Origin of the sequence: Nocardiopsis mangrovi, from assembly GCF_042653925.1 — a bacterium.
GTDB classification, from domain to species: Bacteria; Actinomycetota; Actinomycetes; order Streptosporangiales; family Streptosporangiaceae; genus Nocardiopsis_B; species Nocardiopsis_B mangrovi.
This window is the reverse complement of the sequence record NZ_JBHSFQ010000047.1, coordinates 17,356-31,768: the sequence shown is the minus strand read 5'-3', so window position 1 is coordinate 31,768 and position 14,413 is coordinate 17,356. Positions and strand designations below refer to the sequence as shown.

The 14,413-nt window shown below is 74.5% G+C and carries 11 protein-coding genes; 7 read left to right on the top strand and 4 right to left on the bottom strand.

What is annotated here, in order from left to right:
• The first annotated feature begins 297 nt into the window (after nucleotides 1-297).
• The 3 genes from ACFO4E_RS28355 to ACFO4E_RS28345 all read left to right on the top strand — a co-directional run bounded on the left by ACFO4E_RS28355 (nucleotide 298) and on the right by ACFO4E_RS28345 (nucleotide 3,564).
• Nucleotides 298-1,878: an ABC transporter substrate-binding protein gene (locus ACFO4E_RS28355; RefSeq protein ID WP_378580092.1), complete on the top strand. Its 1,581-nt coding sequence runs from the start codon at nucleotides 298-300 to the stop codon at nucleotides 1,876-1,878.
• 110 nt (nucleotides 1,879-1,988) lie between these two features.
• On the top strand, nucleotides 1,989-2,378 hold the full coding sequence (locus ACFO4E_RS28350; RefSeq protein ID WP_378580090.1) for a VOC family protein: 390 nt from the start codon (nucleotides 1,989-1,991) through the stop codon (nucleotides 2,376-2,378).
• A gap of 187 nt (nucleotides 2,379-2,565) precedes the next feature.
• Nucleotides 2,566-3,564 (top strand): ABC transporter permease, encoded by a 999-nt coding sequence (locus ACFO4E_RS28345; protein ID WP_378580088.1) that lies wholly within the window; start codon nucleotides 2,566-2,568, stop codon nucleotides 3,562-3,564.
• 23 nt (nucleotides 3,565-3,587) lie between these two features.
• On the opposite strand, the gene ACFO4E_RS28340 is transcribed toward ACFO4E_RS28345, so the two are convergent.
• The gene (locus ACFO4E_RS28340) at nucleotides 3,588-4,400 is read right to left on the bottom strand and encodes a S1 family peptidase (RefSeq protein ID WP_378580086.1); all 813 of its coding nucleotides are present in this window, start codon (nucleotides 4,398-4,400) and stop codon (nucleotides 3,588-3,590) included.
• Nucleotides 4,401-5,383: 983 nt separating this feature from the next.
• The gene (locus tag ACFO4E_RS28335; RefSeq protein WP_378580084.1) at nucleotides 5,384-7,600 is read right to left on the bottom strand and encodes a beta-galactosidase; all 2,217 of its coding nucleotides are present in this window, start codon (nucleotides 7,598-7,600) and stop codon (nucleotides 5,384-5,386) included.
• Between the two features lie 725 nt (nucleotides 7,601-8,325).
• On the opposite strand from ACFO4E_RS28335, the gene ccmA reads away from it, so the two are divergent.
• Complete coding sequence (ccmA, locus tag ACFO4E_RS28330) at nucleotides 8,326-8,943, top strand: heme ABC exporter ATP-binding protein CcmA (RefSeq protein ID WP_378580082.1); 618 nt, start codon at nucleotides 8,326-8,328, stop codon at nucleotides 8,941-8,943.
• Entirely contained in the window at nucleotides 8,940-10,421 is a 1,482-nt protein-coding gene (locus ACFO4E_RS28325) for a DUF6297 family protein (RefSeq protein WP_378580080.1), read from the top strand. Before ccmA ends, ACFO4E_RS28325 begins: the two co-directional genes overlap by 4 nt.
• 60 nt (nucleotides 10,422-10,481) lie before the next feature.
• Here ACFO4E_RS28325 and ACFO4E_RS28320 read toward each other — a convergent pair whose 3' ends face one another.
• On the bottom strand, nucleotides 10,482-11,363 hold the full coding sequence (locus tag ACFO4E_RS28320) for an aminoglycoside phosphotransferase family protein (RefSeq protein ID WP_378580078.1): 882 nt from the start codon (nucleotides 11,361-11,363) through the stop codon (nucleotides 10,482-10,484).
• A 176-nt stretch (nucleotides 11,364-11,539) separates the two neighbouring features.
• A complete protein-coding gene (locus tag ACFO4E_RS28315; RefSeq protein ID WP_378580076.1) occupies nucleotides 11,540-12,550 on the bottom strand; it encodes a MerR family transcriptional regulator in 1,011 nt (336 codons plus the stop codon).
• 142 nt (nucleotides 12,551-12,692) lie between these two features.
• On the opposite strand from ACFO4E_RS28315, the gene ACFO4E_RS28310 reads away from it, so the two are divergent.
• Nucleotides 12,693-13,385, top strand: coding sequence for an aspartate/glutamate racemase family protein (locus ACFO4E_RS28310; protein ID WP_378580074.1), 693 nt, complete (start codon nucleotides 12,693-12,695; stop codon nucleotides 13,383-13,385).
• A gap of 74 nt (nucleotides 13,386-13,459) precedes the next feature.
• A complete protein-coding gene (locus tag ACFO4E_RS28305; RefSeq protein ID WP_378580072.1) occupies nucleotides 13,460-14,395 on the top strand; it encodes an aminoglycoside phosphotransferase family protein in 936 nt (311 codons plus the stop codon).
• The last annotated feature ends 18 nt before the right edge of the window (nucleotides 14,396-14,413 follow it).

Genomic DNA, 14,413 nt, shown 5'->3' with positions numbered 1-14,413 from the left:
GGACATCATGCGCTGCCTCAAGCGATTCGTCGCCCGCGAGGTCTACCGCGCACTGGCAGGAACACCAACCGAACACATCACTCAAACCGACCTTGCTCCTGCCGCTTGACATCTATAGGAGCATCCCCGGCCCCCAGCCCCCTTCGAACCGGACCGGAACGGGTCCCGCGCCGTCGCCGGCGCGGGACCCGCCGCCGTTTCCGGGCGGGGCCGGATGTCCCGGCCCGGCTCTGGGAGTCGATGGCTCCACCGCGTATGTTTCTCTCTTGCATAGTCTTTGCAATAAGGGAGTGGAACGTGACGCGACGCCCCCCATCCGCGTTCGCCGCGGGCGCCTGCCTGCTGCTGGCCGCCACCGGATGCGCCGCGGCCGCACCGAGCGGCGCGGCCGACGACACGCTCACCTACGCCTTGGGCGACGAACCCGAGGAGTTCAACCCGGCACTCGTCGACGAACACCTCGACCCCGTCACCGAGATGGTCTTCCGCGGGCTCACCGCCCACGACGCCGACAACGAGGTCGTCCCGGCCCTGGCCGAGAGCTGGGAGGTCGACGACGACGGCCGCACCTACACCTTCGCCCTGCGCGAGGGCGTCACCTGGCACGACGGCGAGGCGTTCACCGCCGCCGACGTCGTCTTCACCATCGAGGCGGTGCGCGACGGCGGGTTCGCCACCAGCAACAAGTTCGCCGACGTCGACGAGGTCCGCGCCGAGGGCGACCACACCGTCGTCGTCGAGCTGAGCGACCCCGCCCCCGCCCTGCTCGACACCCTCTCCAACGGCATCCTGCCCGAGCACCTCCTCGCCGCCACCGGGATCGACGACCCCGCGTTCGGCGAGCACCCCGTCGGCACCGGGCCCTTCCGGCTCGACACCTGGCGACACGGCGAATACGCGTCCCTGAGCGCCTTCCCCGACTACTACGGCGGCGCGCCGGGGCTGTCGGGCATCACCATCGCCTACGTCCCCGACGCCGCCACCCGCCTCATGCGGCTGCGGAACGGCGAGGTCGACGCCGCCGCCCTCGAACCGCGGCAGGCCGGCGAGGTGCGGGGCGGGGACCGGCTCCGGCTGGAGGTCGCGCCCACCGCCGACTACCGCGGCATCATGTTCAACATGTCGCCGGAGCACTGCTGGTCCGACGCCCACTGCGACGACCCCGCGCCCCGCCTGGCCATGAACTACGCGGTCGACCGCGACGCCGTCATCGACGGCGTCCTGCACGGGTACGGCTCGCCCGCGCTCGGCCCGCTCGACCAGAGCCCCTTCGGCACGGCGGACACCAGGTACTCCTTCGACCCCGAGCGGGTCGAGCGGATCATGACCGAGGGCGGCTACCGCAGGAACGGCGACGGCATATGGGCCAAGGGCGGGGAACCGGTCGCGTTCGACCTCACCACCTTCGCCGAGGACGGCGTCCGCGCCGCGATGATCGAAGTGCTCGCCACCCAGCTCCGCGACCAGGGCTTCGACGCCACCGCCGACCCCCGGCCGCGCGACGCCGTGGACTGGGCGCGGCTGGATGCCTTCCTCATCGGCTGGGGCACGCCCTATGACCCCGACGGGTCGCTCTACGGCCCCTTCCACTCCGCCGAGGCGCTCGCCGAGGGCGGGTCCAACTACGGGAGCTACGCCGACGACGCGGTGGACGACGCGCTCGACCGCGGCCGCGCGACCGCCGACCCGGCGGCCCGCGAAGCGGCCTACGCCGACTTCCAGGAGGCCATCGCGGAGAACCCGCCCTACGTGTTCGTCACCTACCTGGAGGCGGTCAACGCCGTGCCGGCCGGCCTCACCGGCATCCGGCAGCGCACGCTCGCCCACCACGGCTACGGTTTCTTCTGGAACGCCGAAGAGTGGTCGTACGGCTCCTGACGTGCGCCCGTTCTCCGCGCCCCGCCGGCCGGGCCGGCCCCGTCCGCCCGGGGGGCGGGGTCGGCCCCGACGGGCACCGTGCCCGCACCGACCGGCGAAGGAGGAACCCCGTGCCCCATCTCGGACTGGTGGCGCTCGTCGTACGCGACTACGACGAGGCGATCGATTTTTACGTCGACCGGCTCGGCTTCGACCTGCGCGAGGACACCGTTCTCGGCGACGGGAAGCGCTGGGTGGTCGTCGCCCCGCCCGGTTCCGGCGAGACCGCCCTCCTGCTGGCCCGCGCCGCGACACCGGACCAGGCCGACCGGGTCGGCGACCAGACCGGGGGGCGCGTGGGCCTGTTCCTCAACACCGACGACTTCGACCGCGACCACGCCCGGATGACGGCCGCCGGGGTGGTCTTCGAGGGCGAGCCCCGTCACGAGTCCTACGGGACGGTGGCGGTGTTCCGCGACCTCTACGGCAACCGCTGGGACCTGATCGGGCTCCGCCCGTGACCCCGGAACGGCCCGCAACGGGCGCGGGACCACTGCGCCGCGGCGCCGTTCCCACCGGGGGCGGATGCCCCCGGTGGGAACGGCGACCGCCGACGAGCCCGGGGCCGTCGTGCCGCGGGTTCCGGCGGGCCCGGATGGTCGCGCGGCGGCTTCCGGTGAGCCGCGGGTCGTCGTGCGGCGGGCTCCGGTGAGCCCCGGATTCCTGCTGCGCCGCCTCGCCGCCGCCGTGCTCGTGTGCGCCGGGCTGTCGGTCTTCTGCTTCCTCGCCCTCGACCTCGCGCCGGGCGATCCGGCCCGCGCGGCGCTGGAGGCGCGCTCGGGCGGCCGGCCCGTCCCCGAGGCCGCCGTCGCGGCGCAGCGCGCGGCCATGGGCCTCGACGCCCCGCTGCCGGTCCGCTACGCGGACTGGCTCGGCGGGGTCGTCCGCGGCGACCTCGGCGCCTCCTATCTGCACGGCCGCCCGGTGGCCGGGGAGATCGCCGCGGCCCTGCCGTGGACGCTGCTGCTGGCCGGGGCCGCCACGGCGGTCAGCCTCGTCGGCGCGGTCGCGGTCGGCCTGGTCGCGGGGCTCACCCGCAGCCAAGGGCTGCGCCGGGGGATCGAGATCGCCGTGTTCGCCCTGGGCGGGGTGCCGGGGTTCGTCGGCGCACTCGTCCTGCTCTACGTGTTCTCGGTGCTCCTCGGCTGGTTCCCCGCCGGCGGCCTCGGGCGGCCGGGGCAGGAGCCGACCCCCGCTGTCGTGGCGTCATCGGTGGTCCTGCCCGCGCTCGCGCTGGCCTTCGGCCACCACTTCGGGGTCTACGTGCGGCTCGTGCAGACCGGGGTGGCGCGGGTGCGCGGGTCGGTGCACGTGGCCAACGCCGAGGCCCGCGGGCTGGGGCCCTGGACCGTGCGCCTGCGCCACGTGCTGCGCCCCGGGCTGGTCCCCTTCGCGGCGCGCTTCGGTGCGGGAGCCGCGCAGCTGCTGGCGGGCGCCTATGCGATCGAGGTCGTGTTCGCCTGGCCGGGGATGGGGCGGCTCGCCCTGGACGCCGCGCAGACCCAGGACTACCCGGTGCTCCTCGCCGTCGTCCTGGTCACCGGCGTGACGGTGGTCGCGGCCGGCTTCGCCGGCGAGATCGCCACCGCCCGCCTCGACCCGCGCATCCGCCTCGCCGGAGACGGCGGGCCGCCCGCCCGGGGGTGATTCATCCGGGCGGACGGCGCGGCTCACGCTGCGATCGTGCTCCGGATCCAGTCCGCGTACGCGGTGACGTCGGTCCAGATCACCGGGCTCGTGGAGCACACCAGGTCCTCGTCTCCGATGCGGCTGGTGGCGCCGATCAGTTCCCACCCGTCCGGCCCGCGCCGGATCTGGGGACCGCCGGAGTCGCCATAGCACGCCTGTGCGTCCTCGGTCGGATGCTGAGTGCAGATCTCGGTGGCGCCATCGAACCCCGCGCACCGGTCGTCGGAGACGATCTCGGTGTCGAGTTCCTGGAGGACTGCGGGCGTCTCGGGGCAGTCTTCATCGTTATCGCATGTCATGCCCCACCCCAGGATGCGGGTCGGGGTCCCGGTGCCGCCCGCCTCGGGTGCGATCGCGATGGGCTCCTGCTCGACCGGCTCGGCGAGCTCCACCACGGCGATGTCGTCGGCCGCCGGGTCAGTGGCGAAGCCGGGGTGGGTGACGATCCGGGAGACCCCCGCCTCGGTGCCGCCGCTCGTGTGGTCGTTGCTGCCGATCCGAGCGGTGACCTGCTCCGGGTCGTCCTCCAGCACGCAGTGGGCCGCGGTCACCACCCATTCGTCGTCGATCAGCGAGCCGCCGCAGAAGTGCTCGCCGTCGAACTGGAGGCTCACCATGAACGGGTACTCCTCGGTGGCGTCGACGCCACCGATGATCGTGGTCGACATGTCCTCGTCCCCGGCATCCGACGCGGCCGCCGCCGGGGCCGGTGCCACCGCGGCGAGGAACGCCGCGGCGCCCAGCGCGCCCGCCGCGGGGTTCGGGGGCGTACTCCGCCCTGGGTGGTGGTGCACCGTCGATGTCCATGCTTTCCAGAATCGCGTTGAAGCGCTCCCGGAACGCCGGCGCCGTCAGGACGCGTATGCGCAGGGACATCCGGCGGACGAGTCTCAAGTCGCGGTTGAATCATTCGCGCTCGGACCGGCCGCACGAGTGGGAGGGCGGTGTCGCGATGGCGATGCGCACGGGACGGGCGGAAGGGGGCGGCGGTCGCGGTCGTGAGCGATCCGCGTTCACACGGGCGGCCCCGGCGGAAATTCCGCCGGGGCCGCCGCGGGGGTTCCGGTGCGATTACCGGAACTGTTCCCAGAATCTCAGGCGGTCGAAGAAGTACTTGCAGGCCGTGCGGCGGTCGCCGTTTCCGGTGCTGATCCCGACGATGACGGTGAGGCAGAGAAGTGTCATCGGGATGAGGGTGATCAGCAGGGCGAGCGCCAGAAGCAGGGGCTCGGAGGCGACGATGGTGGTGAAGGCCCCGCCGCCGAGGAGAATGGTCGTGGTTGACAGAAGGCCGGTGGGTGGAGATACTGAAGGCGAGTCGGAGGATTGATCGGACTTGGCCTCTATTTTCGATTCTCCTCACGATTTTCAGGTGTATTCCGGCGGCCTCCTGCTGTAACAGGGGGTCGTTTTCGTGTTCGTGACACAATTAGGCCGCCGAATTTCGGAGCCTACCGGAAGCCCGGCGCGATGGCCATGCGGCGACGCCGGTTTATTCGCCCAGGGGCCGTGATCGTCTTTCGGGCCGGCTGCGTCCCCGTGGATATCGACTGGTCATCGGATATTCCACGACGTTCGGACCTGGGCCGGACCCGTCCTCGGAAATATGCGTGGTCGATGCGCTCCAAATGGCGTTTCGTGTCTTGTTTCCGTTATGCGAATACATCGACCGCGATCGCGTTGTGTGGTCGGATGTTCGGTGTGTCGGGGTCGGGGGGCCGAGTGCGGCGCCGCCGGAGATCGCGGCCGGGACGATCGGGCGGGGCCGGCGGCGGATTCAGGCCCGTGCGCCGTGGAGGACCGCGACGCCGCCCGGCGCGAGGCTCAGGCCGTCGGCGGGCCTGCCGGAGACGAGATCGGTCGCGCCGGGGCCCGCGCCGAGGAGGTGCGCGTCCACCGCGTGCTCGCGGTCGGTGTGGTTGAGCACGAACACCCAGGTGTCGTCGCCGCGGACGCGGCGTACGATCTCCACGCCCGGAGAAGGGGGAGCGGGCGGGCCGGCCGGCGGAGGGGCCGCGCGGGTGAGCAGGTCCTCCAGATCGGTGCCGGCGAGGCGGGTCGACACGTACCAGGCACCGCCCTGCCCCACCGCGCGCCGGGTGATCGCGGGCCGGCCGGCCAGAGAGCCGGAGACATAGCGGGCGACCACGTCGGCGGTGCCGGGATGGACGAGTTCCGACCACTGCCGGCCGGACATGGCGGCGCCCTTGTCGCCACCGTCGCCGCCGCCGCAACCTGCATCGGCCCCGGGGCCGATGCCGGACCCGGGCTCGCCGAATCGGCCGGGTCCGCCAGGGGCGCCGGGGCCGCCCCCGGCTTCCGGGCCGGTCCAGGCGACCGCGACGGTCTCGTCCGCCTCCAGCGGATGGAAGCGCTCGACCCGCACCCCGAGCAGCTCGCGCAGGGCGCCGGGGTATCCGCCCGTGATCACCGTTCCGTTCGGGTCGGCGATGCCGCTCAGGAACGTCACCACCAGCGTGCCGCCCGCGTCGGCGTACCGGGCCAGGGCCGCCGCGGTGGCGTCCGAGGTGAGGTAGAGGGCCGGGACCACCAGCAGCGGAACAGCGGGCGGTGCCGCCCCGGGCTCGACGAAGTCGACGGTCCGTCCCGAGCGCCAGAGGGCGCGGTGCGCCTGGGCGACGAGGTCGCGGTAGTCCAGGCCCCGCGCCGGGAGCGACCGGCTCTCCAGCGCCCACCAGCACTCGGGGTCCCAGACGATCGCGGCGTCGGCCACCACAGCGGTGTCGCGCGCCCCGGCCAGGCGGGGCAGCAGCGCCCCGAGGTCGCGGATCTCGCGGTGGACCGCCGAATCCGGTCCGGCGTGCGGCACCATCCCCGAGTGCCACTGCTCGGCGCCGCCGCGCGACTCCCGCCACTGGAAGAACATCGCCCCGTGCGACCCGCGGGCGACGTGCCCGACGGCGTGCCGCAGCGTCTCCCCCGGGGCTTTGGGAACGGTGCGCGTCCCCGTGTAGGTGACGCCCGCCGCCTGCTCCATGGCCAGCCAGGGGCGGGCCGGGGAGGGGCGGGTGCGGTCGTGGGGCGCGGCGGCGCGGGCAGGGTCCCCGCCGCCGGCGGCGGGGCGGGGCCGCCGCTCGGGCGCGGCGGCCCATGAGCGGGCCAGGTCGGCCGCGAAGGCGGTCTGCTCGGCCCCGGCCGTGCCGATGGCGTCGGGGTAGGAGTCCACCGCCACCAGGTCGAGGTGGTCCGCCCACTGCCACGGGTTCACCGGCACCCAGCTTCCGAACGCGAAGTTGGTGGTGACGGGCACCGCGGGTGTGGCGTCGCGCAGGACGTCGCGCTGGGCGCGGTAGTTGGCGAGCATGGCGTCGGAGAGGAAGCGGCGGAAGTCGAGGACGTGGCCGGGGTTGGGCAGGTACTGGGTGGCGCGCGGGGGCCGGACCTGCTCCCAGTCCGTGTAGTGCTGGCTCCAGAACGCGGTCGTCCAGGCGTCGTTGAGTGCGTCGAGCCCGCCGTGGCGCCGCTGTAGCCAGCCCCGGAATTCGCCTGCCACGTGGTCGCAGTGGCACCGGGTCCCGTACTCGTTGTGCACGTGCCACATGGCGAGGGCGGGGTGGCCGGCGTAGCGCTCGGCCAGGGCGCGCGCCATCCGTGTGCAGGCGGCGGTGTAGGCGGGGGCGCACACGCAGTAGGTGTCGCGGCTGCCGTGGGTGAGCCGCGTGCCGTCGGCCGTGACGGGCAGGGCGTCCGGGTGCGCCAGGCCGAACCACGGAGGCGGTGACGCCGTGGGCGTGGCCAGCGCGGCCGCGACCCCGTTGGCGTCGAGCCGGTCCAGGAGCCGGTCGAGCGGGTCGAAGCGGAACCGGCCTTCGGCGGGTTCGAGGAGCGCCCAGGAGAAGACCCCCACGGTCGCGAGGTTCACCCCGGCGCGGCGCATCAGCTCCATGTCCTCGGCGACGACGGCCTCGGGCCACTGCTCGGGGTTGTAGTCACCGCCGAACCACAGGCGGGGGGCGGGGTCTGGACCTCGCATGCGGGTTCTCCTTATTTTGGTTGGACAACAAACTAATTCCCAATTCCCTCGGGTGGAAGGGGAAAGCCCTTCACTGTCGCGGCGAGCTGACGGGACGGCGGCGCAGGTCGGGGAGTGAAGGGGGCGGGAGTGCGGGATGGCGGCTCGGCGGAGGGCGCGCCTGACGGGGAGGGGAGGCGATCGGCGGTGCTGGGGGGTCGGCGAGGCCGACGGGACGGCGGCGCAGGTCGGCGAGCGAGGGCACTGCGAGGCGACGGGACAGCGGGGCATCCCGTCGCCGCGTGGCGGATGATCCGGTCCGGCATCGCGGCCGTGGTCCCCCAGGTGCGGGGGGCGTTCGCGTCCGGGTGCGCCTTCCCGCCCGGCGGCCAAGGGGCTCCCGGCTGGACTCGCGGAGAACGCTCGTGGCACGGCGTCGCCCGCCAGAGCGTCCGCCGGGACGGTCCGGCGGGCGAGAAGCCACGGCCGGGCCAGGTCCCGGGCAGAAGCGCGGTGAACCGGTCGGCGCTCCGCGGTACCGCGGCGCCCAGTGCCCACGCACCGCGAAAGCCACCGCAACCCGTCCGCGCCACCGCACCCGCGGGGCCCATCCCACGTCACGCCGCCGGGTCCCGCCGCGGCCGTGAGGCCGTGCGGCGGCGCGCCGTGGACTCCGCCGGCCCCGAGGACCCGGCCTGGGCGGGGTGGCGGCGGGAGGCGCCGGCCGCGCGGCCTAGGCTGGGCCGGTGAGCGAACCGATCGTCGTGGCCCGTGCCGTGGGCGTGGAGCTGGGCGGCGTCCCGGTCCTGCGCGGAGTCGACCTCACGGTCGCGCCCGGGGAGGTGGTCGCGGTGCTCGGTGCCAACGGTGCCGGGAAGACGACCCTCCTGCGCTGCCTCGCCGGGCTCCAGCAGGCGTCGGGCAGCGTGGACGTGCTGGGCCGGCCGGCCGCCGACGAGCCGGATTTCTGGCGCGAGGTCGCCCTGGTCGGCGACGAGCCCGCCTGGTATCCGGGGCTGACCGTCCAGGAGCACCTGGAGCTGATGCGAACGGTGCACGGCCCCGGACGCCTGGAGGTGAGGGCGGCCGTGGAGCTCTTCGAGCTGGCCGGCTGCGCCGACCGCGCCCCGGTGTCCCTGTCGACCGGGCAGCGCCAGCGGCTGTCCCTGGCCATGGCGCTCCTGCGCCCGAGCCGGCTCCTGCTGCTGGACGAGCCGGAGCGCGGGCTCGATGCGGCCTTCCGGGAACGGCTCGCGGGGCTGCTCGCCTCGTACGCCGCGGACGGCGGCGCGGTGGTGATGGTGACGCACGACCCGCGGTTCGCCGAAGACGCGCGCCACGTCGCCTTGGAGGCCGCCGCGTGAACAGGACCGCGGAGGTCCGCGCGTTCATGCGGGCCCGGGGCCGCAGGCGTCGCAGCCGCACCTGGTCCGACCGGTACATCTCCCTGCTGACCTTCGGGCTGCTGGTGGTGCTGGCGTCCCCGGTGATCGACCGTGCCATGTCGGCTCTGCCCGGCGACGTCGACCCGGCGCGGGCGGGCGCGGGCCTGGCGCTGATCGCGTTGCTGCTGGCGGGTTCGCTGGTCCTCGCGCGCGCGGTCGGGCCGGTGGGGGTGCCGGCGGCGGATGCGGCGTGGCTGGTGCTCTCGCCGCTGCCGCGCCGGAGCGTGCTGGCCCGCACGCTGCTGATCCTCGCCGTGGTGGGTGCCGGTGCTGGCGCGGCCCTCGGCCTGGCGCTGCTGAGCGCGCTCGGCGCCCCCGATGCGCTGACGCTCCGGCTGCTCGCGTCCGTCGTGCTGGGCGTGTCGTGGGCGCTGGGCGGGATGGCGCTGACGGTGCTGGCGCAGGCGTCGCAGTCCTGGGAGGGCTGGCCGGCCGCGGTGCTCGTCACCCTCGTGGCGGTGGCGTTGGCCGCGGCCGTCATGAGCATGGGGCCGGGGCAGGGGGTGCTCGTCGGTATCGCGTCGGCGCCTCTTGCGGCGTGGACGGCGGCTGCGTCCGCGTCGGCTGCGGTCGCCGCGGGTCTCGCGGGGCGGGCCTGGGGGGCCGTCGCGCGCATCCCGGCCCGCGCCGTCCTGGACGCGTCCACCCGGGCGGGGCTCGCGGCGGGCGCGTTCGCCGTGATGGATCCGGGCTCGCTGACCTGGATCGCCGAGGACGCGCACTGGCGGTCGCGCGTGCTGCGGTCGCGCGCCTGGCCCTCGCGGCTGCGCGGGGCGGCGGCGGTGGCCTGGCTGGACTGGCGGCGGCTGGCGCGGCGGCCGGGACGGCTCGCGCTGATGGCGGCCGCCACCGTCCTGCCCGTGCTGGCCGCGAGGGCGGGCGGCGGGGCGACGGGCGCGCTGATCGTCCTCGCGGTGGGCGCGCCGGCGGTCGCCGCGACGGCCACCGCGGGGGCACGCCGCGACGCCGGCGACGCGGCGCTGGCGCGGCTGCTCGGTGCCCGTCCGCGCGCGCTCCTCGCGGCGCGGGCGGTGCTGCCCGCCCTGCTCGGCGGTTCCTGGCTGACCTTCGCGCTGGCCGCGCTCGACGTCGCGGGCCTCGGCGGGGCCCTCTGGCCGCTCGGGCTGCTGTGCGCGCCGGCGCTGGCCGCGGGCGCGCTGCGGATGGCGCGGCGCCCACCGATCGACCACACGACGCCCGTCATGGACACGCCCCTCGGCCCGGTGCCGCTCGGCCCGGTGCAGTGGGCACTGGCCGGCGCCGACATCGCCGCACTCGGCTGCCTGCCCGCGCTCGTGGCCCTCGCCGGCGGAGTGACCGGCCCGCTGCTCGCGGCGCAGGCGGTGTGGGGCGCGGCGGTACTGGCGGCCTACTGCGCCGCCCCGAGACGCGCGTAGCGACGAAGGCCGGTGCGTGCGGACGACGGCCCGGTTCGATGACGATCCCCCCGATCTCCTTTATGAGGAGCCGAGGATCTCCCGGATGGTGTGCCGGGCGTTGGCCGAGATGGTCGGATTGGTCGTCCGGTAGTACGGCAGTTGGATGACCGCCATGGACAGCGCCCAGCCCCGGCTGCGCGCCCACGTCGCGTCGTCCGCATCCACCGCCTCGCGGTACACCCGCCGGGCCGAGGAGGGCAGCAGGTTCCACGCCGGGATGAGGTCGGTCGCCGGTTCGCCCATGCCCACGGTGCCGAAGTCGATGACGGCCGCGACGCGGTCGCCGGCGAGCAGCAGATTGCCCGGCATGAGGTCGGAGTGCGTCCAGCAGGCGGGGCCCGCCCACTGTGGTGCCGCGAGCGCCTCCTCCCAGGCCGCCGTGATCTCGTCGGTGTCGAAGGGTTCGTCGGTGCGGCGCAGCGCCTCGATCGCCGCCCGCGTCTCCTGGTCTTCGGCGATCAGCGGCCCACCCCGGTGCGCGGGCGGACCGCCGGGGAGGGCGATCCCGCGGATGGCGACCGCGAACTCCGCGAGGCCGCGCGCCACGGGCTCCGGCTCGGCCGGACCGCCCTCCACCGGGCTGCGGCCCTCGATCCACCGGTGCACCGCCCAGGCCAGGGGATACCCCTCGCCCGGTGCGCCGACCGCCGCCACCTCCGGGATCGGCAGCGGCAGCAGCGGTGCCAGCCGGGGGAGCAGCCGTGCCTCCTTCGCGATGGCCTCGGCGCCGCCGGGGCGCAGCGGCAGCCGGGCGGTCAGGTCGTCGCCGATCCGGTAGATCGTGTTGACCGTGCCGCCGGAGGCGAGCCGGCTGATCGGCAGGTCCGCCCACTGGGGGAACTGAGCGCGCAGCAGCCGCCGGACCAGGCCGGCGTCGGTCGTCACTTCGTCCGCGTGCATCTTGCCCTTATACCCGCCGGCCCCCGTCGCGGCCGAGATCTTCGCATGGCCGGACGACGGCCGGTGTTCGTGGTGAATGTCCGTGGTCGCGTGTGAGGGAAGCGGACACCGGCCCCGCCGTATCGCGGGGCGGCGCGGACCGCACCGTCACCCCGGCCGTCCGACGTCGGTGCCCGCTACGGGTGCAGCGGTTCCGCGGCGCGCATGGCTTCGGCGATCCAGGTGTAGGGGAAGGAGCCGTGGTCCTCCTCGGTCCCGTTGATCAGCGCCACCAGGGACAGGTACCGGCCGTGGGTGTCGTCGTAGACGGGGTCGTCGGAGGCCGCGTCCTCTTCGGCGATCTGGCGCATGAGGTCGGGAACCTGCTGGAACCCGTCGGCCATCCGGTCGCGGACTTCGGGGGTGAGCGGGGTGTCGGAGAGCGCGGTGGCCGCTTCCATGAAGCGTGTGACGGCCCGCTGGGCCCGGGGGGACCGGGGGGATTCCCCGGCACGGTGCGCGGCGAGGAGCTCCTCCGCGAGCGGGGTCCCGGTCTCGTGCATGAAGTCCTGGAACGGGGCACTCGCCACGGTCCTTCCCTCATCCGTGGAGTAGGCGTCGTGCAGGTAGGTGCGGACCGCGTCGCGGAACGCCGGGTCCCGTACCAGGTCGGCCAGTTCGATCCAGGCTTCGAGCTGGGCGGCCGTGGGGTCCGCGGGCAGGACGGGGCGCATCGTCCGCAACCGGTCGACGAAGCCCTCGGGAAGGTCGAGGCCCGCGCCGACGTCGTTCCAGAAGTCGTCGATGGTCTGCTCGCGTTCCTCGTCGGTCATCGAGACGAGCTTGTGCATCAGGTCGGCCTGAGCGGTCGTGCCGCCCTGTTCGATCAGCGTTCTCAGCACCGCCCGCCTGGCACGCAGGGTGCGCTCCTGGCGCTTGACGATCTCCAGGTGCGTGGTGAGCAGGTCGTGCAGGGTCGTGCCGCCGTCGAGCAGGCGGCGGATCTCGTCCAGGTCGGTGTCCAGCTCGCGCAGGGTGCGGACGAGTTCCAGCCGGGCGATGGCGCCGACGTCGTACATCCGGTGGCCGGCCCGGTTCACGCCCGTGGGCTCGACGATCCCGGCGTCGGCGTAGAACCGCACGGCGCTCACACTCAGGCCGCTGCGGTGCGCGGCGTCTCCGATGGGGTACAGCTCGTGGTCGCTCATGCGGGTCACTGTGCTACCTCAAGCCGCTTGAGGCGCAAGTCGAATTCCGCTGAGGCCGTGCCGCGTATCCGGGGCCGCTGACCGCTGACCGCTGGCCGACCGCACCGGCGGTCCGCGCAGTGGCGTATGTGAAAGTAGGCGCATGAGGACCATCGGGTTGATCGGCGGCATGAGCTGGGAGTCGACCGCGGAGTACTACCGGCTGCTGAACGAGCTGACGCGGGAGCGGCTGGGCGGGCTGCATTCGGCGAAGTGCGTGCTGTACTCGGTCGACTTCGCCGAGATCGAGCGCCTGCAGGTCGAAGGGCACTGGGCGGAGGCGGGCAAGGTACTGGCCGCCGCGGCGCAGGCGGTCGAGGCCGCGGGCGCGGACCTGGTGTTGATCTGCACCAACACCATGCACAAGGTCGCCGGCGCGGTGGCGTCGGCGGTCTCCGTTCCGCTGCTGCATCTGGGCGACGTCACCGCCCAGGCCGTCACGGCGGCGGGGGTGGGCAAGGTCGGGCTGCTGGGGACAGCGTTCACGATGGAGCAGGACTTCTACCGCGGCAGACTGGCACAGCACGGGCTCGAGGTGCTGGTCCCCGACGCCGGCCAGCGGGCGCTGGTGCACCGGGTGATCTATGAGGAGCTGTGCCTGGGCGTCGTCCGCGAGGAGTCGCGCGCTGCCTACCAGGAGGTGATCGGCGGGCTCGTGGCACGCGGCGCGCAGGGCGTGATCCTCGGCTGCACCGAGATCGAACTGCTGATCCGCCCACAGGACAGCCCGGTCCCGGTCTTCCCCACGACCCGGCTGCACGCCGATGCGGCGGTCGCTGCGGCGCTCAGCGGCTGAGCCGGCGTCGCCGGGCGCCGCCGTTCGGGCGGGGACCGGGCGCCGGCACGCGGCCCCGGCTACCGTTGCTCCCCATGACGGACACCGGGATCGAGATCACCGCGGAGCTGGTCCGGGAACTGCTGCGCGATCAGCACCCCGACCTGGCCGACCTCCCCGTGCGGCTCGGCGCGCGCGGCTGGGACAACCAGTTGTGGCGGCTCGGCGACGACCTCGCCGTCCGGTTGCCCAGGGTGACGGGCTCCGCTGACGCGCTGCTGCGCAAGGAGCACGCGTGGCTGCCCGTTCTCGCCCCGTCCCTTCCCCTGCGGGTCCCGGTCCCGCAGCGCCTCGGCGAGCCCTCCGAGCGGTTTCCGCGGTCCTGGACCGTCACCACCTGGGTGCCGGGCACGCCCGCCGACCGCGCCCCGGCCACAGCGGCCGCGGAGGCGGCCGACGGCCTGGCCGGCTTCCTGACGGCTCTGCACCGCCCCGCCCCTGACGGGGCGCCCGCCGGCCGCTTCGGCCGCGGGGGGCCGCTGGCCGGCCTCACCGAGCCGTTCGCCCGGCAGCTCGCCTCGGCCGCCGAGCCGGGGCTGATCCCCGATCCGGACGCCGTCCGCGCGGTGTGGGACGACGCCGTCGCCGCGCCCGACTGGGCCGGCCCGGCACTGTGGCTCCACAGCGACCTGCATCCGGCCAACGTCCTCACCGCGGAGGGCGCCTTCTGCGGCGTGGTCGACTTCGGCGACCTCTGCGCGGGCGATCCGGCCTGCGACCTCGCCGCCGCCTGGGTGCTGCTGCCGGACGGCGCCGCCGGCCGCTTCCACGGCGCCTACCGGCCGGCCCCGGACGCCGCGACCCTGCGCCGCGCCCGCGGCTGGGCGGTGGTGCAGGCGCTCAGCGGAATCCTCATCGGAGACGCCGGTGTCCGCGGCCGCCCGGGCGGAAAGCCCACCTGGGGGCCGCCCGCCCGCGCCGCCCTGCGGCGCCTCACGGAAACCATCGGGAAAAGCCCAACTCGTCACTGACCTGCGGCGTTAGCCAGC